The following is a 20,622-nucleotide window of genomic DNA, read 5'->3' as shown; positions in this document are numbered from 1 at the left end:
GCCGCCCGGCGGGCCTTCCCGGCCCGCCTCCCCCTTCCGGCTCCCCGCCTCTTCCCGGCCCGCCGTCCCGTCCCGGTCCCCCGTCATCGCCCCTCCCGCGATCGCCCGACTTCCGGAACATGTTCCGGAACACGTTCCTAAAGTACACCACCCCTCCGACAACACCCCTGCCAAGCCCCCGACCTGGGGCGATTTCCCGGGCAGACCCCGGGGCAGCATGATGGGACGGTGCCCGGACAACGAGACAGCCGACAGCCCGCCTCCCCGCCCCCCGGCCGCACCGGCCGGCCGCGCTCGACGTCGCGCGCCGAGATCCTGGCGGCGGCCCGCCGGGTCATCGACGAGGACGGCTGGGAGACGCTGACCGTCCGCCGGCTGGCCGCCGAGATCGGCGTCGGGACGACGACGCTCTACCACCACGTGCACAACAAGGACGACCTGGTGGTCGAGCTGGTCAACCAGCACCTCGGCCAGCTCGACCGCCCCGAGCTGCCCGACGACCCGCGCGAGCGGATCGTCATCGCCGCCACGACGATGCACGACGCCCTGGCCGCCTGGCCCTGGGCGGCCGAGGCGCTGACCGCGGACGGCTTCCTCGGCCGGCTCGGCGACTCCGCCCTGTGGATCGTCGAGACGATCGTCGCCGGAGCGGTGGACTCCGGCTGCACGCGGGAGCAGGCCGTCGACGTCTTCCGGAGCATCTGGTACTACACCGTGGGCGAAGTCCTCGTACGCGCCCGCTCGGACCGCCGCCGCGCGGACGTCGGCGCCGCCGACCTGGCGTTCGGCCTGCGCCGCCTCGACCCGTCCCGGCAGCCGCAGTTGGCGGCCATCGGCGCCCTGTGGCCGGAGCGGTCCGCCCTCGACCTCTACCCGCAGGTGCTGCGGATCATCGTCGACGGGCTCCTCGCCGAGGCCGGCCGGACCGCCTGAACCAGCCCCACCCCACCCCCCTCTCCGCACCAGCCAACAATTTGAACAAAACAACAACTAGAACTATCGTTCAAGAAAGGTCGTCCACCGCGCCGAGGGAGCCCGTATGACCACGTCCGTCGCCCGCCGCGCCGGCCCCCGGGAATGGGCGGGCCTCGCCGTGCTCGCCGTCCCCACCGTGCTGCTCGGCCTGGACGTCACCGTCCTCTACCTCGCGCTCCCCGCGCTGGCCGCCGAGTTGCACCCCGGCGGCACCCAAACCCTGTGGATCATGGACGCGTACGGCTTCCTCATCGCCGGATTCCTCGTCACCATGGGCACGTTGGGCGACCGCTTCGGCCGCCGCCGGCTGCTGCTCGTCGGCGCCGCCGCCTTCGGCGCAGCCTCGGTCGCCGCCGCGTACGCGCCCGGTGCCGAGGCGCTGATCGCCGCGCGGGCCGCGCTCGGGGTCGCCGGGGCGACCCTCATGCCGTCCACGCTCGCGCTGATCAGCAACATGTTCGCCGACGCCCGCCAGCGCGCGCTCGCCATCGGCATCTGGGCGACCATGTTCGCCCTGGGCATGGCCGCCGGCCCGCTCGTCGGCGGGGCGCTGCTGGAGCGCTTCTGGTGGGGCTCGGCGTTCCTCGTCGCCGTGCCGATGGTCGCGGTGGTGCTGGTCGCGGCGCCCTTCCTGCTGCCCGAGTACCGGGCGCGGCAGGACGGCCCGTTCGACCTTCCCAGCGTCGCGCTGTCGCTCGGCGCGATCCTGCCCGTGGTCTACGCCGTCAAGCACGTCGCGGCCGAGGGCACCGGCGGCCTGGGCGGTGCGACGGTGCCGGCGCTCGCGGTCGGCGCGGCCTCGGGCGTGTGGTTCGTACGGCGGCAGCGCACGCTCGCCGCGCCGCTGCTGGACCTGCGGCTGTTCGCCGAGCGGACGTTCGGGGTCGCGCTGGGGCTGCTGCTCGCCGGGCTCGTCGGGGTCGGCGGGGTGATGTATCTCGTCACCCAGCACCTGCAGTTGGTGGAGGGCATGACGCCGCTGGCCGCGGGGGTGTGGATGGGACCGCCGGCGCTGATGATGTTCGTCGCGGCGATCGGGGCGCCGCTGCTGGCGCGCAGGATCCGCCCGGGGTACGTCGTGGGGGCGACACTGGGCGTGTCCACGATCGGGTACGGGCTGCTCGCCACGGTCGACCGCACGGCCGGCGCGGGCCCGGTCGTCACCGGCTTCGCGCTCGTCTACCTCGGGCTCGGCGCCCTCGCCGCGCTGGGTACGGACCTCGTCGTCGGCTCGGCGCCGCCGGCGAAGGCGGGGTCGGCGTCGGCGCTGTCGGAGACGGTGCAGGAGCTGGGGCTGGCGGTGGGGGTCGCGGTGCTGGGGAGCGTCACGACGGTGGTGTACCGCGCGCGGATGGAGGGGTGGATTCCGGCCGGGCTGCCGGACGGCGCGCGGGCGGCGGCGGGCGACAGCCTCCCGGCCGCGGCCGGGAGGGAGGCGGAGCTGCCGGCGTGGGTGCTGCGGCGTTCGGAGGAGGCGTTCGTCGCGGGGCTGAACGTGGCCACGGGGATCGCGGGGGCGGCGGTGGCGGCGCTCGCGGTGGTGGCGTCGGTGGCGCTGCGAGGGGTGGGGCCGACGGAGGCGGCGGAAGCGGCGGAGCCGGCAGAGGCCCGGGAAACGGGCTGAGCCCGCCGACTACCCTGGTCCCACCCACGACCCCGACGGGAGGCCCGCATCGTGGAGCAGGGCGTGACGCGACGCAAGGCCGGGCAGGGCGTGACACGACGCGCGGCCGAGCCCGTCACCGACGGCCGCCGCGCCCGCGGCCTGCGCCGCCGGGCGGAGATCATCGAGGCCACGCTCCGGGTCGTCCAGCGCGACGGCGCCGGCGGCGTCACGCACCGCACCGTCGCCCGCGAGGCGGACGTCCCCACCAGCCTCACCGCGTACTACTTCGCGACCCTGGACGACCTGCTGGTCGCGGCGCTGTCCACGGTGGCCGACGAGTACACGCACCGCCTGCACGAGATCATCGAGGGCGAGGGCGACGACCTCGACGGCCTCGCCGCCCTCGTCGCGTCCGCGGGCGGCGACGGCCGCAAACGCGCGCTCGCCGAACGCGAGTTGTCCACCATGGCGGCCCGCCGCCCCGCCCTGCGCCCGGTCGCGCGGCGGTGGCGGGAGGTCGTGGCGAAGATCGGCGAGCGGCACACCTCCGACCCGCGGGCGGTCGACGCGCTCGTCGCCGCGACGGACGGGCTGTGCGCGGACATCCTGCTCACCGACGCCCGCCCGGACGTCCGCCGGGTCCGCGCCGTGCTCGCGCACAGCCTGCGGACCGACGGGCAGAACGACCGCGATTAGTCCAGCACGGCGGCGACCGCCTCGATCTCCACGAGCTGGTCGTGGTAGCCGAGGACGGTGACGCCCATCAGCGTGCTGGGCACGTCGTGTGCGCCGAAGGCGTCCCGTACCACCTGCCACGCGGTCACCAGGTCCTCCTGCCGGGTGGAGGCGACCAGGACGCGGGTGCTGATGACGTCCTGCAGCGCGGCGCCGGCGTCCGCCAGGGCCGTGCGCAGGTTCTCGACGGACTTGGCCGCCTGCCCGGCGTAGTCCCCGACCGCGGCGGTGGAGCCGTCCGCTTCGAGGGGGCAGGCGCCCGCGAGGTAGATCAGCCGGGCCCCGGCGGGCGCCGTGGCGGCGTAGGCGTACTCGGCGACGTCCGACAGGGAGGCGGAACGGATCAGCGTGACGGCAGAGGGCACGGGCACTCCTTCTGAGCTGGGATCGAGGACCTACGACCCTCGCAAGGATCAGCCCCGGCCGCCACGCATTTCCCACCGGCCCGGACGACCCGGCCGCTACGCCCCCGAGGCGGCGCCCCAGCCGATGCCGTCCGCGCGCGGGCCCTTGTAGAGCAGGCCCTGGGAGCGCCAGTCCTCCGCGACCACCCCCGCGATCTGCTCCAGGTCCGCGTCGGCGTCATCGAAGTCGGGCCCGTGATGCTCCAGGTAGTTGTAGATCGCGCTCGCCTGCCCCGCGGTCCTGCGCCAGTCCGGGTGCCGCTCGAAGAGGGGGCCGTAGCCGCGGAACTTGGCAAGCTGCTCCATGACCTCGTCGTAGCGCCGCTCCCGCCAGTACGCGAGCGCCAGCGTCCAGCGGACGCTGAAGACGTCGTACTGGTCGATGACGAGCCGGGCCTGGCCCTCCCGGTATCCCTTCAGCACCTTCTCCAGCAGCACCGCGACATCGGCCCAGCGCTCCGCCTCCACGCAGAGATCCGCCAGCTCGCGCGTGTGCCGGGTGGTCAGCCCGGCCAGGGGCCGGCCGGCCTCCAGGTGGACGAGGCTCTCCTCGAAGAGGCGGGTGCCCTCCTCCGTACGGCCCGTGGTGAGGTGGCACATGCCGAGGAGCCGGCCGCGGCAGCCCTTCTCGAACGGGTCGGTGTGCGTGCGGTACTCGTGCTCCGCGAGCGGAACGGCCTTGTCCTCGTCACCCCTCACCCAGTGGCAGAACGCCAGCCGGTACGCGACGGGTGAGGCGAGCGGGTTGTCCTCCTCGCCGGCCAGCTCGCCGTGCAGCTCTTCGAGGAGGGGCAGGGCCTTGTCCATCTCGGCCTTGTCCATGAGCCCGTCGGCCTTCGTGAACTGCCTCTGCAGCCGACTCTGCCGGTCGCGGTGGATCAAGCGGGAGATCAACGCCCCTCCTCTGCACGGTCGCAGAGAGCATCTCGTACGGAGTCCCGTACGCGACAGGGGGCGGAGGGGTCAGATCACGCCGTCGAGGTCCCGCAGGAGGCGGGCCCTGGAGCGGGCGCCGACCACGGAGCGTACGGGCTCGCCGCCCTGGAAGACGAGCAGCGTCGGCACGGCGAGGACGCCGTGGGCGACGGTCGTCCGCGGGTTGTGGTCGACGTCGAGGCGTACGGCCCTGACCCGGTCGCCCAGCTCCGCGGCGAGCGCGCCGAGGACGGGGGTGAGCTGCCTGCACGACGGGCACCACGCGGCGGTGAACTGCACCAGCACCGGTACGTCCGCGCGCAGCACCTCCTCGGTGAACGTCTCGTCCGTGACGTACGGAACGCCCTCCGCCGTCGTCTGCGATGTCGTCGTCATGTGACCTCTCCCCTCAGCCGCCGCACAGCGGCACGTCCGACTCGGCCCCGCCGGCGCCGCACGGCGACGGCAGCGCCTCCGCCCGCGCCAACTGCGCGGTCAGGTGGTCGCGCGCCGCCCGCAGCTCGGCCATCAGCTCGTCCAGCTCGGCGATCTTCCTGCGGTACACGGCCCGCGCGTCGGGGCACGAGTCGCCCGCCGGATGGCCGGCGCGCAGGCACTCCACGAACGGCCGCGTGTCCTCCAGCTCGAAGCCGAAGTCCTGCAGCGTGCGGATCTGCGCGACGAGCCGCAGCGCGTCGTCGCCGTACACGCGGTGGCCGTTGGCGCCGCGGTCGGCGGCGGGCAGCAGCCCGCGCGACTCGTAGTAGCGCAGGGTCCGCGTGCTGACCCCGGCTCTCTCGGCGAGTTCCCCGATGCGCATACGGCCGACGTTAGACGTTGACGCCGACGTCAGGACAAGCCCCGACATCAGGACAAGCGCCGGCGGCTACTCCTCCGGCAGGCGGGCGAGGATGTACGCGCGCGTCGTCTCGGGTTCCTCGGGATGGTGGGCCCGCTCCAGCGTCGCCTCGACGTCGAAGCCGGCCGCCCCGAGCAGGGCGGTGACCGCCGCCGGCTCCAGGAAGCGGAAGTCCACGTCCACCGGGTGCCCCCACCAGTCGTCCAGGTGCCGCACCTCGGTGCCCACGTGGAACGCGACCAGCAGCCGCCCGCCCGGCCGCAGCACGCGCCGCGCCTCGGCGAACGCGGGCGCCAGCTCGCCGGGTTCGAGGTGGATCACCGAGTACAGCGCGACCGCCGCGCCGAACTCGCCGTCCGCGGCGGGCAGCCGCAGCAGGTCGCCCACGCGGAACTCCGCCGCCGGGTGCTCGCGCCGGGCGAGCGCGACCATGCCCGGCGACAGGTCGATCCCGACCGCCCGCGCCCCGTGCGCCGCGAGCCACCCAGTGACGTGCCCGGGCCCGCAGCCCAGGTCCGCGACCGGCGCGCCGTCCTCGGCCTGCTCCAAGAGCGCCGCGAGCAGCGCCCGGTCCAGCGGCTTGTACGCCAGCTCACCGCCGATGGTGTCGAGGTACGACTCGGCCACCGCGTCGTAGGTGTTCCGCACCGACGCCCGCGCGTCGTTCCCCTCGTCGGTCATGGCGCCCAGCATCCCACGGCGCCCGGGCCGGGGCGGTCAGGCCAGGGCGGTCAGGCGCGGGCCGGGACGGCCGCCTCCGCCGCGTCGTCGGGCAGCGGCATCGAGTCCATGAAGGAGCTGACCGAGAACACCGCGCGCCCCGGTCCCGGCGGCCCGTATCCGGGCGGGGACGACAGCCCGTGGGTGTCCAGCGCGTCCTGGTACGTCTCCAGCAGCCGGATGTGGTACTCCAGCGGCGCGCCCTGGGGGTTGGCCTTGCCCAGAGGCGTCGTCGGCTCCGGGCACCAGGTGGTGAACCGCGGCACGACCCCGTGCGACATGAAGAAGTCCAGCCCCTCGCGCGTCGACGCGATGGCCTCGTCGACCGTCGTGAAGCCGAACGGCTCGGCCATCTCCACGCCCGCGACGAAGTTGGGGATGACGTTCGCGGGGCCGAAGACCTCCGCGGAGTCGAGGATGCGGCGGTGCCACTCGTCGCGGCCGACGTAGCGCTCCTTGCCGGGGCAGTACAGCTCGAACAGCCGCCGGTCCCACACCTCGAAGTTGGGGTGGTAGATCTGCGCGCCGTAGTCGCGGAAGCGCTGCACGTCGGCCTTCGGCAGCGCCTGGGCGACGACCTTGCCGATCCAGCGGCCCGGGAAGCGCTCCTCGATGGCCTTGGCGTACTGGCCGTAGAAGTCGGCCTCGTCCTTGCCGCCGATGTGGCGGGTGACGGCGCCGCCGGTGAGGGTGTACGCGGTGGAGGTCTTCGCGGTGTCGTACCGGTCGATGATCTCCAGCGCCTCCAGCACCTCCTCCACCGGCTTCACGCCCGTGTACGGGCGGCCCGCCGCCTTGTGCTGGCGCCAGTTGTGGTTGATGTCGCAGTACTGGCACTCCTCCTTGGCGCCGAAGTACTGGCAGACGCGGAAGACCGTGAGGTAGATCAGGTAGCCCCACTGGATGGTGGGCGCGACCTCCATGACCGACTTCCCGTTGGCGAGCTTGTGCCGGTAGTAGTCCGGCATCGGCGGCAGGCCGACGTCGGCGATGCGGACGCCGTCGAGGTAGAGGCCGAGGGCGCCGTCGTCGCCGGGCTTGACGCGGTACGGGGACGCCGGGTTGACCCGTACGGAGACGACGGTGCGGCGCAGGTCGTACGGGCCGCCGGTGAGGACGACCTCCTCCGGCGGGCGGTTGAGGGCGGCGGCACCCAGCTCGGGGAGCGTGCCGTGGTCGAAGGAGAAGATGAAGTACGACTTCGGCTTCACCTCGCCGGAGCCGTCCTCGCCCGCGCCGCTGAGCGCGGAGTCGTCGAAGGCCATCCCGCCCCGCAGCAGGTCCTCCTTGATCACGGCTTCCCTGGGCACGTGCGGGAAGCGGGCCATCAGGCCCTCGACCAGGTCGGTCCGGCTGCCGGCTGCGGTGTCCGTGTCCATGTGCTTGCTCCCTCCGGGCGTCCGTGGCGGAGCGACGCCGCACCCTCCATTGAACACGTGCGCCCGCCCTCGCCGGGCGGCGGGGGCGCGGGGGGCCGGATTTTCCTTTCGGGTGAATTCAGGTGGCGGTGCGGGGCCCGCCCGCGGGGGGCTCAGGTGTTCGCGGGCGTCCGCCGGCGTCCCGCGAGGGCCCCGCGGGGGTGCGGGCGGCGGGCGCGGGGTCACCCGGGCGGAACGCGTCGGGGGGAGGCCGCGCACGGGCGGGGCTGCGGCGGAGGTGGTCCGGCCGGGGCGTACCGGACGCGCAGGTCAGCCATTCGGCGGAGCCGTGCATACGTACAGCAGACCGTCCGACATCGCGACTAAACGCCCAAGTCACCCTCTTTTCAGCACAACTGACTTTAGCGGCACACACTCAAATGGCGGATCAAATCCGGATACTCCGGCTACTGTTCTCCTCAAGTCGCAGAAGCTAGAGGGGAGTAGTGCGCATGGGGCCGATGAAGAGGATTCCGGGACAGCGCAGTCCGGTGGAGTGTGCGCGCGCCTTGGACCAGGCACTTGAGGCCCAGCGAGCCCGGACCGCTCTCGTCCGGGCGATCAAGAACGGGGAGGTCGACTGCGTACAGGCGCTGGAGCGCGCGGCGCGGGACGCCCTGGCCGGGGACATGCTGGCGAAGGACTTCCTGCTGGCGCTGCCGGGGGTGGGGCCGGCGCAGACGGCGAAGCTGATGACGAAGCTGGGCCTGTCGGACAGCCGCAGGCTGCGCAGCCTGGCGCCCGGCCAGCGGGAGCTGATCGGAGCGGCGGTCCGGAGCTGACTCCCGCCGGGGGAGGCGGGGACGGGGGCCGGTACGGGAGGGCACGGGGCCGCACGGTGACAGGGGCTCGTCGTACCAACGGCGCGGCCCGGGCGCACGGGGCACGGATCGCACGGGCCGGGCGCCCGGGGACGCCCGGGCATGCCGGGGCAGCGGTCTGCCGAGGGTCGTGCCCGGGCCGCGGGCCGGGCGCCGGGCTCACGGCCCGCGGCCCGGGCGGGGCCCGCGCGCCGGGCCCTTCCGCAGGGACTCATCCGGGACACACGCACCTGCCCAGCCCTGGTGCACCGGTGCCGGCGACCCGCACCGACCGCACGTGCTGCCGCACACCGCACCGGACGGCCGCTACGCGTGCGCGCCCACCGCCACCCGGCCCACCGTCAGCTCGGCGCGGCCCTCCATGATCTGCCCCAGCCGTGCCACCTCCTCCTCCAGCGCCCGCCTGCGCGGCGCCGCGAGCGCGTCGAGCGGTTCGACGGTGACGGCGATCCGGCGGCCCGAGCGGCGCTGGTGCCACACGCCCGCGACCTCGCCGTCGATCAGCAGCACCGGGAAGTTGCCCGCCTGGCCGCCGGCGAGGGCGCGCTCGTAGGCCCGCCCGGGGAAGAGGAGTTCGCGGGGGCGGCAGGCGATGGCGTACGCGTCGAAGTACGGCAGCAGCCGCACCCCGCGCGCCGGCCCGGCCGGCGCCTCCGCGTGGTCTCCCGCCACCACCCACGACGGCACCCCCGCCAGCTCCACCGGCTCGATCTCGCCCGCCTCCGCCCGGGCGGCGAAGAGGGTCCGGGCCCAGCCCGCCGGGGCAGCGAGCCAGCGGGCGAAGTCCTGCGGGGTGGCCGGGCCGTAGGAGTGGAGGTAGCGGCGTACGAGCGTGCCGAGCGCCTCGTCGGGGGCCGCGGGGGCGAAGCCCGGCAGCCAGCGCTGCGGGCTCGTGTACGTCACCTTCCGGCCCTTGTTCGGGCCGAAGCACAGGGCGCCGCGGTGCGCGGCGAGCGCCGTGGCGGCCCGCCAGCGCGGCCACTTCGTCTGGAACGCCTCCATCACCGGGTCCGCCGCCCAGGACCCGGCGCGCGCGGCGATGGCGTCGGTCAGCTCGTCGACGGTGAGCTCCGCGTCGGCGAGGGCGTCGGCCGCGGCGGCGACGACGGCCTCGGCCTGGTCGGGGGTGAGCAGGCCGAGGGTGCCGCCGAGTGCGCTGCCGCCGTTGCCGGAGCCGCTCGGCAGCGCGCCGAGGGCACCGGTCCACAGGGGCAGGTCGGCGGCGGGGAGCAGGTGGACGGTGCCGCGGGGGCCGAAGGTCTTGACGACGGTGCGGTCGTCCCAGAGCGCGCGGCGCACGTCGGCGCGGGTGGCGCCGTCGATGCGCATGCCGACGGACGACTCGGCGGCGGAGAGCACCTGGGCCTGGGCGCCGCAGAGGGCGCGGAGGACGGCGGCGGGGGTCCCGGCGGGCAGGCCGGCGGCCGCCCCGCTGTTCGAGGGCCCGCCGTCCGCGGGGCCGCCGCCCGCGGCGCCGGGCGCGCCCGCGGCACCCTCCGACGCCCTCCGCTCCGACGGCACCGCCAGCCCGCTGCGCGCCAGCCGTCGCGCGCTGGCCTGCGCCCACGTCATCGTCCGCGTACCCATCCGCCGTCTCTCCTCACTGCCGCCGGCCCGAACGGACCGACCGTAGGACGACTTCCGGTCAGATCCCGTCCGCAATCTGGTCCGTCATCCCGTCCGCAACCCCGTCCGCAATCCAGCCGCGATTCCGTGCGCGATTCACCCACACGGCACCCCGCCGCCCGTCCCCTACCACCGGCCCCACCCGAACACGCCCGTTTTCCACGGAATCGGCCCGCCCCCCCGCTCCCCCGGCACACTGGGGTCACGGTCCGGCGCGCGGGGAAGCGGCGCGGGCCGAGGAGGTGGTCGCCGATGGCATGTAGCTCGTGGAACTCGCGCCGTTGCACAACCAGGCGCTACCGACGCACGCCGGCCCCGAGACGCTGCGGCCCGCCCACGAGACCTCCCGCACGCGACCGCCGCTGCTCCGCGGCCACCCGCCACCACACCGGCCGCCACTGACCCGGGCCCGTGCCTCGGCGCGCCGCCTAGTCCGGGCAGTGCGTCCCGCGGGGGAGTTGGTACGGGGCCGAGATGCGGTACGTGCCGGGGCGGGGGGCGTGCAGGCGGGTCCACTCGCCGGCCTTCGTCACGCAGCCCTCCAGGTTGACGTAGAGCTGCCCGCTCTCCGACCACTCCCGGACCCCGTCGACGTCCGCCTCGTCCGACCCGTCGCCCTCCAGCACCTCCGGCGCCTCGACGCCCTCGCCGTCCTCGTCGACGAGCCCGAGCCACGGCGAGAACGGCACCCGCACCAGCACGGGCCCCGCGTACTTCACGTCGATGACCAGCTCGCCCTCGTCCGCCCGCCGCACCTCCGCGGGCGCCTCGACCAGCGGCGTGGGGTCGTTCACCCGGAACAGCCGCCAGTTCGCGTCCGCCCAGATCTCCGTCAGGTACGGCTGCCCCTTGGCGACGATCTTCGCCTCCTCGTGCGCCCCGGTGTCCGGCCGGTCCTCCACCGGCAGGACCACGTACCGCACCGCCCAGTTCTTCAGCCAGGCGTGGTACGTCTTCGGGGTCAGGCTGCCGTCGTAGAAGATCTCGTGCCGGTCCAGGTCCGCCTGCCGGTTCCAGCCGCGCGCCAGGCTCACGTACGGCTGCAGCGCGGAGGCCTCCCGGTGGCTGCGTACGGGCACGACCTCGACCCGGCCCGCCTCCGCGTCCACCTGCCGCAACTGGTCCACCAGCGGCGCCAGCTCGCGCGTCCAGGCCGCGGTCGGGCTGGTGAGCACGAGGTCGACGACGGGCTTGACGACCACCCACACCGTGATGGCCCCGAACGCCAGATACACCGCCGCCACGGACCGCATCACCCTCGGCGCCCTCGGCCGCGCCCCCGTCTGCGCGACGACCAGCAGCACCGTGCCGGCGAAGATCAGCGCCAGCCGCTCGATGTTGCTGCCGATCGGCGACGGGATGATCCACGCGGCGAGCGTGCCGAAGAAGTAGATCACCGCGCAGATCCGGACCGTACGCCACGACTCCGGCGTCAGCAGCCAGATCAGGGCGCAGCAGATCATCGGCGCCACCGCGGAGATCCACGGCATCGGCTGCGTCCCCTGGAACGGGAAGAGCCAGCTCGACAGCGCGACGACCACCGGAGGCGTCGCCCCCAGCAGGTACGCCTCGACGCGCCGCTTCTGCAGGAACAGCGCCACCGCGACCAGCCCGACGAACATCCCGGCCACGGGGCTCGCCGCCGTCGCCAGCATGCTGGACAGCACGACCGCGGTCCCCCGCCAGCCGCCCACGCGCCGCCGGGCCTTCCCCGCCGCCGCGCCCGCACCGTCCGCGCCGGCCGCGCCGTGCTTGTCCTCCTCGTCGTCGCGGTCGCCGCGGAAGACCAGCGCGATCGCGACCAGCGCGAAGAGCAGCCCGAGCGCGAACGTCACGCGGCCGGACGCCGCGTTGCCCAGGAGCGCCACGGCGCCCCACAGCGACGGCACCAGCGGGCGCCGCACATGCCGGCTGCGGGCCAGGATCAGCGCCAGCACGCCGGCGGACAGCGTGCCGGCGAGCATCATGGTCGTGCGCACGCCGAGCACGGCCATCAGATACGGCGAGACGACGCTGTACGAGACCGGGTGCATGCCCCCGTACCAGGCGAAGTTGTACGCCGTGGAGGGATGCCGGCCGGCGAACTCGGCCCAGGCGTCCTGCGCCGCCAGGTCGCCGCCCTCGTTGGCGAGGAGCAGCAGCCACAGGATGTGCAGGACGCCGGCGGTCACGAGGGTGGTGAGCACGGGGCGCTGGGCGAGCCAGCGCAGGTGCGGCCGGAGCCGGTCGGGCGGCGTGAAGCGCAGCCGCTCGGCGAACGGGACGCGGGCGGCGGCGGTGGCGCCGGCGGCTTCCGTACGGCCGGTGCCGCCGCCGTCGGTGAAGTCCGTGACGCCTGGGACGTCGGTGGTCGCGGCGGTGGCGTCGTCTCCGCGCCGGTTCACGTCAGCACCGTCGCCGTCCTCGCCCGGCTCCGCCGCGCCCGGGGCGCGCTTCCGGGCGGTGCCCGCGGAGCGCGCGAGGGTCGCCGGGTCGCCGGATTCCGCGGACGCGGACCCGGACCCGCGCGCGGCGGCTCCTGCTGCTGATCGGCCGCCGGCCGCGGCTTCACGGTCCGGCTGCACGGTGGTCACTGCGACGACTCCCCGTCTTCCCTTGGCGTCCCCGGGGGCGGTGCCAGCGACGCTAGCACGGGCGTACGACGCTCCCGGACGCTAACCGAGCCTGCTGAGCTTCGCCCCTGTGCCAGGCTCCGCCATGTCCTCCGCCAGCGCCACCGGCACCCGCACTTCCCCCTGGCCAGAGCCCATCGTCAATACCCCGACCGGGTCGCCCTTCGCACCTTCGTGCGGCACCTCTCCGGAGCGGTCCGTGCCGATCTCCAGGCCCACCTTCAGCCCGCCCCAGCCCGGCGCGACGACGTCCTCGGTCGCCACCACCGGCGTCGTACCCCCGAGCCCGTCGTCGACCTCGCCGACGACGTCGCCCTTCTTCACGACGGTCATGTCCGTGAGCGTCTTCTCGCCCTCCGCCATCAGTTGGCGGCCGAACTCCATGGCGGTCGGAAGCTGCGGCACCGCGTACTGCCCGAGGACCGCGCCGACGATCAACTGCTGCTGCCCCGCCACCTTCTTCTCGGTGGCGAAGAGGAAGTTTCCGCCGGCCTTGGTGGTCGAGCCGACCTTGATGCCGATGCCGTGCAGCGGAACCATCTTGTTGCTGTTGTCGTGCTCGTCGCCGCGGCTGTCGGTGTAGACCGGCATCGCGACGATCTGCTTGAGCAGCGGGTCCTTCATCGCCGCCTTGCCCAGGATCACCTGGTCCTCGGCGGTGGAGACGGTGGTGTCCTTCAGGCCGCTGGGGTCGGTGTAGGTGGTGCCGTCCATGCCGAGTTCCTCGGCGGTCTTGTTCATCTCGTCCACGAACGCCTGCATGTCGCCGTCCGAGTGCCAGCGGGCGAGCAAGCGGGCGACGTTGTTGGCGGAGGCGATGAGGAGGGCCTGCAGGGCCTCCTTCTGGCTGAGCTCGGAGTCCGGGTCCAGCTCGACGGTCGTCTCGCCCTCGGCGCTGAGGGCGGCCTCGTCGACGGCGGTGTCGTCGACCGGGATGCTCGCGCCCTTGCCGCCGGGCTTCATGGGGTGGTCGCGCAGGATGATGTACGCGGTCATGACCTTGGCGACGCTGCCGATCGGCACGGGCTTCTGCTTCCCGTACGAACCGAGGCTGCCGAGCCCCGCGACGTCCATCGACGCCTGCCCCTCGCTGGGCCAGGGCATCTCGGGCGTACCGCCCTCGAAGGCGTAGCTGGCGGGTGCGGTGAGGGTGAGCGTCGGGGCGGGCAGCGGGCGGAGCATCTGGACCACGCCGAGGACGATCGCGAGCAGGATGACCAGCGGCGTCCAGATCTTCACGCGCCGTACGACGGTACGGGCGAGGGTCTCGGGCGGCGGCGGGGTGTTGGTCAGCTCGGCGAGCAGGTCGAGCGGCCGCTTCTCCTCGTACGGCGGGAGGGGCTGCTGCTGCGTGCGCTCCCACCCGGGCGGCGCGTCGGGCCCGCCGGGGGGCTTGGGCGGCGCGGCGGGGGGCTTGGGCGGGGCCGCGGGGCGGCCGGAGGGCTTGGGCGGCGCGGAGTCGGGGGCCGCTGCCGCGTCGGGGGCCGCCGCGGGGGCGGGGATCGACGGAGGCGCGGGGATCGCCGGGGGCGCGGCGGGGGGCGGCGGCGGGGCGGCCGGCTTGGCGGGCAGATCGGAGTCGATCTTGAGCGGCACGAAGGTGCTGCCGGGCGGCCCGGCGAGCTTCCCGGCGGGCGGGGTGTCGGAGGCGTCGTCGTCGTCCGCGCCGGGCACGGCGTCGGCGGGCCCGTCTTCCACGGACTCGTCTTCGGCGGACTCGTCTTCGACGTCACCGGGCGCGGCGGGCACGGCGTCATCGGGCTCGTCCTCGACGGCGGGCGCCGGGGAGTCGGCCTTCGTCACCCAGGCGGCGACCGCGGCACGCAGCCGGTCGTCGCCTTCGACCCTGGCGGCGTCGGCCTCGGCGACGAGCCGGAAGCTGGCGGTGGCGGAGTCCTTGGGAGCGGCTTCCCCGGCGGCGTCCTCGGAGGTGCCCGAGCCGCGGGATCCCGTAGCCGGGGCGCTCGCGGAGGTGCCGGAGCCGCGGGAGGCGTCACCCTCGCGCTCCCGGGCACGGCCGGGGGCGGAATCGCCCTCCACGCGCGCCTCAGCCGCCGCAGAGCCCCCGGACCCACCCGAGCCTTCACGCGTCCCGCGAGAGACGCCCAGAGCCCCCTCAGAGCCCTCCTCGGCCCGAGCCCCGGGCACGGAGGCGCTCGCGCCGGACGCGCCCCCGGCCCGGGGGCAGTCCTCGGTCCGCTTCGCGGGCCCTGCGTCAGAACCGCCGCCCGCGTCGGGAGCGACGGCCCCGACCCTGAACGCGGCAGTCGCCGTGTCGGCCCGAGCCCTGGTCTCCGGCCGGGGGGAGCCCGTCGCGGAGTCGGTCCCCGGGTCACCGGCGGCAGATTCGGGCGCGCCGGTCGCCGTACGGTCCTGTGCCCCGCCCCGCGCCGCAGCCACGTCCGCGGCGCCGACCGCCGACTTGGACGCTGCGGAACCCGCACCGCCTGTCGCGTCAGCGTCCCCTGTCGCCGCAGGCGCATCCGCGGGCTTCGGCCGGGACGTCTCCTCCGCGGCGGGACCGCTGCCATCCGCCGGCGATTCGGCATCAGCCCGTCCGCCGGACTTCGGGCGGGACCGACCCGGATCGGCCGCGGACTCGGCGGCAGCCGCCGCCCCGCGCTTCGGACCGGAGCCGGCACCCTCCGGGGCATCGCCGCGCGCGGTCGCGCCGCCGCCGGCCGGGCCGCCCGCGTTGCCGCGGCTGCCCGCTGTGTCGCTCGTCGTTCCGGAGGCGGCCTCGGCCTTCGGCCCGGACGCCTTCCCCGCACCGGAACCGCCGCGGGCCGCAGGCGACTCCGTACCGGCCGACCTGCCCGGCTGCCGGGAATCGTCCCCCGCAGAACCGCTCTCGGCCCCCGGTCGGGACGCGGACCGCGCGCCCGAACCGCCGCCGCGAGCCGCCGACCCGGCACCGGCCGGGACCCCGGCCTCCGGCCGGGAGGAACCCGGCGCGGAGTCGGTGCCCAGGTCACCGGCAGACGTGGCTGCACCAGGCGTCGTGCCGCCCTTTGCCCCGGCGGCGCGCCGCAGCCCGGGCCCGTCCGCGGCCTCCGGCCGCGCGGCAGGCTTGGGCGCGGCGGCCTCGCTTCGCGGCGCCGGTGCGTCCTTGCGCTTCGGCCGGGGCGCCGTCTTCGCGCCGGAGCCGCCGTCGTCCTTCGGCTGCTCGGCGTCGGCCGACGGGCCGGCCTTACCGGCCTCGTCTCCCTTGGCCGGTCCGCCGGGCTTCGGACGTGAGCGGCCGGGAGCGGGCGCGGACTTGGCGGCAGAGGCCGTGGCGCCCTTCCGGCCGGAGCCGGCCGCGTCCGTGCCTTCGCCGGCCGCGGGCCGCTCGGCTCCGGCCGGTGCGCCCGACTTGCCGCCGTCGCCCTCGGCCTTCCCCGCGGCGCCGCCCTTCGGGCGGGATCCGGTGCGCGCCGGGCCGGGCGCCTCGCCCTTCCCGGTCGCCCCCTTCGCGTCCGCGCTGTCCGCGTCGCCCTCGTCCTTCGCCTTCGGCCGCGCGCGCTTCTTCCCGCCGGAGCCGTTCGCGTCCGCCGGCGGCTCCGCGCCGGCCGACGTGCCCGGCGTGCCCGCCGACTCCGGTCGGGATCCCGCCTCGGTGTCCGGGCGGTCCTCGGCGCTTCCCGCGCCGCCCCGGCTTCCCGCGCCGCCCCGCGCCGCAGGCGCGTCCCCCGCCTTCCGCCGGGGCGCGGCAGCCGGACCGGGCTTCTTACCGCCGGCCCGCGGCGTACGGGCGGCCTCCGACTCGGCTCCCCCCGACTCGGCACCCGCCGACTCCGCTTCCGCCGACTCGGCTCCCGTCGCCCCATCCGCCGCCGTCCCGGGCCCAGTTGGGTCCGCGTCACCCCGGCGCTCCGCCTGCTCCGCGTCCGGCTGAGCGGGAACCGACGCGGGGGCGGAGGCGTTGTCCGAGGGAGACGTGAACGCCAGGCGCGGGTCACGTCCGCCGCCCGAGTCACGCGAACCGCGAGGTTCCCGTCCGTCCACGGTCGCCGACCCCGACGGTTGCTGCTCCTCGGACCTCCCGGGGGACTCGACCGCCACCGACTTCCTCCTCCTGCGTCACAACCGCACAACCGCGTCAACCCTGGCGTGGAAACCCACCCTACGGGGACGCCGCCGTCTCTCGCCCGCATCTGAGAGACGAGAACGACATACCTACAGGTTCCCGATCAAAGTGCCCACGCACTCTCGACAGACCAATGTGAGAGGCGTCACCCTGTCATTCATCCACGCGGGGAGGCATGGATGGGCAGGAGCCGCAGAACACTTCCGGAGGAGCTTCTGCTGCTGGCACTGGACCCGGCCACGGGTACCACTGCACAGCCGCAGTCGCTCGACCTCGGCCTGGCAGGAGCACAGCTCGTCGAGCTCGCTCTGGCCGGGCGAATAGCCCCGGACGGGGATCGTATCGCCGTGATACTTCCGCGTCCGACCGGGGACCCCACTTTGGACACAGCGCTCGAGCTGCTGCGTCGCCGGGGCAGTCCCGTGCGCGCGGTCAACTGGATAGGTGGGCCACGCCTGGGGTTGCGCCAGACGTATCTCGCTCATCTGGAGCGCTGCGGCATGGTGCATGCCGTGGAGAGCCAGATGTGCGGGGTCCTACCGACTACTCGATATCAGGCAACGGACACCGCCATCAGCCGGGAGATACGTGCCCGGCTGGACAGCGCGATCCGCACCGGCGTCCCGCCGGACCCGCGGACCGCGGCGCTCGCCGCGCTGGCCCACGCGGTCGGACTCGGCAAGCATCTCTACCCCGGGAACGAGGGGCGCTCCGCGCGCTCCCGGCTCCGGGATCTGATCAGGCACGACCCGATGGGCGGTCTGGTGGCGCACGCCGTGATGGACGTGCAGAACGGCGTCACCGCTCAGCCGCGGCGCACTCCCGGAGGCAGCCGTCCAGCGGCTCGTCCGCCGGCTGTCGCGCAGCCTGCCGGAGTTCCCGCGGGGTCCCGCCGCGCGGGGATGATCCGGACGGCCGCGGTGCGCTGAGCCCGCCGGAGGGCCGCGAGCGACGCCGAGCCCGTACGCACCCGTGCGTACGGGCGAGGCGCGGCGCGCGGTGCCCCGGTCCGGGAACGGGAGCCGCAGTGCAGGGCCCCGTCCGGCCGAGACCACTCGGCCCGGACGGGGCCCTGCCGTGCCTGGGGCCGGCCCCGGAAACCGCCCGCGCGCCGGTGCAGCGCACATTGTGGGCCAAACCTTTCCCCGCTGCGGCGATTTCCCGACGATCGCAGCGGCACACGCTCCGTCGGTGGCAGGCTGCACCCAGTAATGAGATACGTCCGTACGCGGATTACGCCCCCGGAGGTGCAACCCCCTTGGCGTCCAACGTCAACCCCACCGTCAGGCGCCGCCGCCTCGGCCAGGAGCTGCGCAGACTGCGCGAACAGAAGAACATGACCGCGGAACAGGTCGCGGACCGGCTGCTGGTCTCGCAGTCGAAGATCAGCCGGCTGGAGAACGGCCGGCGCAGCATCAGCCAGCGGGACGTGCGCGACCTGTGCGGGGTGTACGAGGTGGAGGACGAGCGGATCGTCAACTCGCTGATGCAGATGGCGAAGGAGTCCCGCCAGCAGGGCTGGTGGAATGCCTTCGGGGACGTGCCGTACAGCGTCTACATCGGCCTGGAGACCGCCGCGGCCTCGCTGCGCATCTATCAGTCGCTGGTCGTGCCCGGGCTGCTGCAGACGCGCGCGTACGCGGAGGCCGTCATCGCGGGCAGTTCGCCGGAGGTGACCGCGGCGGACGTCGAGAAGCGGGTGAACGTGCGGATGCGGCGGCAGGACCGGATAAAGGAGGCGGAGCAGCCGCTGCGGCTGTGGGCGGTGTTCGACGAGGCCGCGCTGCGGCGCGTGGTGGGCAACGAGCACATCATGCGCGAGCAGTTGGACCACCTGATCGAGGTGTCGGAGCTGCCGCACGTCACCGTGCAGGTGCTGCCGTTCGAGACGGGCGCGCACCCGGGGGTGACGGGGCAGTACGCGATCCTGGAGTTCCCCGAGGAGTCCGACTCCAGCGTGATCTATCTGGAGGGCGTCACCAGCGATCTCTACCTGGAGAAGAGCGACGACGTCCACAACTACAGCATGATGTACGAGCATTTGCGGGCACAGGCGCTCAATGCAGAACAGACCCGTAAATTCATCGTGGATGCGGCGAAGAAGTACGCCCGCTGATAATCGCGCGCGGGTCCGGGTATCCCGAAACGGAGGCACGGTACACCCGTACCGGGACGCGCCGGAAGAGCAGCGGCCTTTTCGCCATCCGGTCGAGTGAAAGCCCCCTGACCGGCGGGTGGGTGAGCGGTAGCGTCTCGGCGTCGGGCCGGGGCGTCGACAACACTCCGGCCCGGAACGGGCACGGAACAAGTTGAGTCCTTCACCACACCGGAGAGAACATGGCAATCGAACTCGGCGCCACCGGCGCATGGACCAAATCGACCTATTCCGCGGGCAACGGCGAGTGCATCGAGGTGCGTTCGACCGCTCCCGGGCTGGTCTCGGTGCGCGACTCCAAGGTCCCGGACGGGCCGGTCCTGGACTTCACCCCCGACTCGTGGGCCGCCTTCGTGGCCGAGGCGGCCGGCGGCGCTTTCCGTACGGCGTGACCGCGGTGGCTGCGTGACGTAGCCGGAATCCCCCCACCACATCGCTGAAGGCCCTCTCGACTGGTCCGCCGTCCCGGCCGAGAGGGCTCGGCCCTGTCCGGCCGGCCGCAGGGGAGCGGACGGCGCGGGGTCAGCGCGGATAGCGCTGCAGCCACGCCTCGTTGGGCGCCGTCTCGCCGTGGAGCGCCGGGCCCAGCGTCATCTCCAGCGCGAAGTCGTCCGCCAGTTGCAGGATCGTGCCGCGGCCCTCGACCTCCGCCACCCACGCCGGGGGCAGCGCCGTCTCACCGTGCTGCGCGCCGAGGAGGCTGCCGCAGAGGGAGCCGGCGGTGTCGGAGGCGCCGCCGTGGTTGACGGCGAGGAGCAGGCCGTGGCGTACGTCGGTGGCGGCCAGGGCGCAGTACAGGGCGAGGGCGACGGCCTCCGCGGCGCTCTCGCCGGTGCCGAGCCGCTCCACCTGCTCCGGGCCGGGGGCCGGGCCCTCGCGGGCGTCGAGCGCGCCCCGGACGGCGGCCGTGGTCTCCTCGTGGCCGGGGCGGGCGGCGAGGATCTCCAGCGCCCGCGCCACCGCCGCCTCCGGCGCGTCCCCGCGGGCGAGGCCGTGCACCACGACCGCGTACGCGCCCGCCGCCAGATAGCCGGTCGGGTGGCCGTGGGTCTGCGTGGCGCACTCGGCGGCGAGCTGGAAGACCAACTGCGGCTCCCAGCCCACCAGCAGCCCGAACGGCGCGGAGCGCACCACGGCGCCCGGGTCCTTCGCCTCGGGGTTGCGGGGCTGCTGCAGGGTGCCCATGCGGTCGTCGGCCAGGCCGCGCAGGCAGGAGCGGGGCGCGCCGCGCTGCGCGTACAGCCACTCCTCGCGGGCGAGCCAGCCGTCCTCGGCCTTGCGCTCGTCGGGGCCCCAGTCCTTCTGCGTGGCGTACCAGCGGCGGTACGCGGCGTGCACGTCGGTCGGCGGGTGCCACTTGCCGCCGTCGCGGCGCACCTGGGCGCGGATGAGGCCGTCGACGGTGAACAGGGTCATCTGGGTGCCGTCGGTGACCGCGCCGCGGCGGCCGTACGCCGGGGCGAAGTCGGCGGCGCCCGGGGGTCCGTGCGCGGCCCGTATCTCCGCCAGGGAGTCGTCCGCGACGCCGGCGCCGAGGGCGTCGCCTATCGCGCCGCCGAGCAGGCAGCCGCGCACTCTGCTGCGGAAGTCCTGCTGCTCGGCGCGGCCCCAGGTGCGGCGTGCGGTCGTCACTGGCCACCTCAGTCCGGACGTTCGGTCAGGTCTCGCTCGTTCGGTCTCGCTCGTTCGGTCTCGCTCGTTCGGTCT

Annotated in this window: 17 protein-coding genes; 7 read left to right on the top strand and 10 right to left on the bottom strand. The window is 74.6% G+C overall.

Features of this window, described 5'->3' with window-relative positions:
- Positions 1-228: 228 nt before the first annotated feature.
- The 3 genes from O7599_RS24140 (at position 229) to O7599_RS24130 (ending at position 3,277) form a co-directional block, all read left to right on the top strand.
- Entirely contained in the window at positions 229-933 is a 705-nt protein-coding gene (locus O7599_RS24140) for a TetR/AcrR family transcriptional regulator (RefSeq protein ID WP_281617706.1), read from the top strand.
- A 106-nt stretch (positions 934-1,039) separates the two neighbouring features.
- The gene (locus O7599_RS24135; RefSeq protein ID WP_281617705.1) at positions 1,040-2,599 is read left to right on the top strand and encodes an MFS transporter; all 1,560 of its coding nucleotides are present in this window, start codon (positions 1,040-1,042) and stop codon (positions 2,597-2,599) included.
- A gap of 63 nt (positions 2,600-2,662) precedes the next feature.
- Entirely contained in the window at positions 2,663-3,277 is a 615-nt protein-coding gene (locus O7599_RS24130) for a TetR family transcriptional regulator (RefSeq protein WP_281617704.1), read from the top strand.
- Here O7599_RS24130 and O7599_RS24125 read toward each other — a convergent pair.
- The 6 genes from O7599_RS24125 to O7599_RS24100 form a co-directional block, all read right to left on the bottom strand.
- Complete coding sequence (locus O7599_RS24125; protein WP_281617703.1) at positions 3,274-3,681, bottom strand: Rid family hydrolase; 408 nt, start codon at positions 3,679-3,681, stop codon at positions 3,274-3,276. The two genes, O7599_RS24130 and O7599_RS24125, sit on opposite strands and share 4 nt — an antisense overlap.
- 96 nt (positions 3,682-3,777) lie before the next feature.
- Positions 3,778-4,614: a hypothetical protein gene (locus O7599_RS24120; RefSeq protein WP_281617702.1), complete on the bottom strand. Its 837-nt coding sequence runs from the start codon at positions 4,612-4,614 to the stop codon at positions 3,778-3,780.
- 69 nt (positions 4,615-4,683) lie between these two features.
- Positions 4,684-5,031, bottom strand: coding sequence for a thioredoxin domain-containing protein (locus O7599_RS24115; RefSeq protein ID WP_281617701.1), 348 nt, complete (start codon positions 5,029-5,031; stop codon positions 4,684-4,686).
- Between the two features lie 13 nt (positions 5,032-5,044).
- Complete coding sequence (locus O7599_RS24110) at positions 5,045-5,455, bottom strand: MerR family transcriptional regulator (protein WP_281617700.1); 411 nt, start codon at positions 5,453-5,455, stop codon at positions 5,045-5,047.
- Positions 5,456-5,521: 66 nt separating this feature from the next.
- The gene (locus O7599_RS24105; protein ID WP_281617699.1) at positions 5,522-6,175 is read right to left on the bottom strand and encodes a class I SAM-dependent methyltransferase; all 654 of its coding nucleotides are present in this window, start codon (positions 6,173-6,175) and stop codon (positions 5,522-5,524) included.
- Positions 6,176-6,225: 50 nt separating this feature from the next.
- Positions 6,226-7,593 carry a radical SAM protein gene (locus O7599_RS24100; protein ID WP_281617698.1) on the bottom strand — a complete coding sequence of 456 codons (1,368 nt, stop codon included), beginning with the start codon at positions 7,591-7,593 and terminating at the stop codon, positions 6,226-6,228.
- A 491-nt stretch (positions 7,594-8,084) separates the two neighbouring features.
- Between O7599_RS24100 and mihF the strand changes: the two genes are divergently transcribed.
- Positions 8,085-8,414 carry an integration host factor, actinobacterial type gene (gene mihF / locus O7599_RS24095; protein ID WP_281617697.1) on the top strand — a complete coding sequence of 110 codons (330 nt, stop codon included), beginning with the start codon at positions 8,085-8,087 and terminating at the stop codon, positions 8,412-8,414.
- 345 nt (positions 8,415-8,759) lie between these two features.
- Here the strand turns inward: mihF and O7599_RS24090 are convergent, their stop codons facing one another.
- From O7599_RS24090 to O7599_RS24080, 3 genes are all read right to left on the bottom strand, one after another.
- Positions 8,760-10,040 carry a winged helix DNA-binding domain-containing protein gene (locus O7599_RS24090; protein WP_281617696.1) on the bottom strand — a complete coding sequence of 427 codons (1,281 nt, stop codon included), beginning with the start codon at positions 10,038-10,040 and terminating at the stop codon, positions 8,760-8,762.
- 467 nt (positions 10,041-10,507) lie between these two features.
- A complete protein-coding gene (locus O7599_RS24085) occupies positions 10,508-12,652 on the bottom strand; it encodes an MFS transporter (RefSeq protein ID WP_281617695.1) in 2,145 nt (714 codons plus the stop codon).
- Between the two features lie 81 nt (positions 12,653-12,733).
- On the bottom strand, positions 12,734-14,731 hold the full coding sequence (locus O7599_RS24080; protein WP_281617694.1) for a D-alanyl-D-alanine carboxypeptidase: 1,998 nt from the start codon (positions 14,729-14,731) through the stop codon (positions 12,734-12,736).
- 2,208 nt (positions 14,732-16,939) lie between these two features.
- Between O7599_RS24080 and O7599_RS24075 the strand changes: the two genes are divergently transcribed.
- From O7599_RS24075 to O7599_RS24065, 3 genes are all read left to right on the top strand, one after another.
- Entirely contained in the window at positions 16,940-17,689 is a 750-nt protein-coding gene (locus O7599_RS24075; protein ID WP_281617693.1) for a GPP34 family phosphoprotein, read from the top strand.
- 329 nt (positions 17,690-18,018) lie between these two features.
- Entirely contained in the window at positions 18,019-18,876 is an 858-nt protein-coding gene (locus O7599_RS24070) for a helix-turn-helix transcriptional regulator (protein WP_281617692.1), read from the top strand.
- Between the two features lie 221 nt (positions 18,877-19,097).
- Positions 19,098-19,307 (top strand): DUF397 domain-containing protein, encoded by a 210-nt coding sequence (locus tag O7599_RS24065; RefSeq protein ID WP_281617691.1) that lies wholly within the window; start codon positions 19,098-19,100, stop codon positions 19,305-19,307.
- A 130-nt stretch (positions 19,308-19,437) separates the two neighbouring features.
- On the opposite strand, the gene O7599_RS24060 is transcribed toward O7599_RS24065, so the two are convergent.
- The gene (locus tag O7599_RS24060) at positions 19,438-20,547 is read right to left on the bottom strand and encodes an ADP-ribosylglycohydrolase family protein (protein ID WP_281617690.1); all 1,110 of its coding nucleotides are present in this window, start codon (positions 20,545-20,547) and stop codon (positions 19,438-19,440) included.
- Positions 20,548-20,622 lie beyond the last annotated feature (75 nt).

Source organism: Streptomyces sp. WMMC500 (assembly GCF_027497195.1).
In the GTDB taxonomy this organism is placed as follows: domain Bacteria; phylum Actinomycetota; class Actinomycetes; order Streptomycetales; family Streptomycetaceae; genus Streptomyces.
The sequence above is the reverse complement of the archived record's forward strand: the minus strand, read 5'-3'. Positions and strand labels throughout refer to the sequence as shown.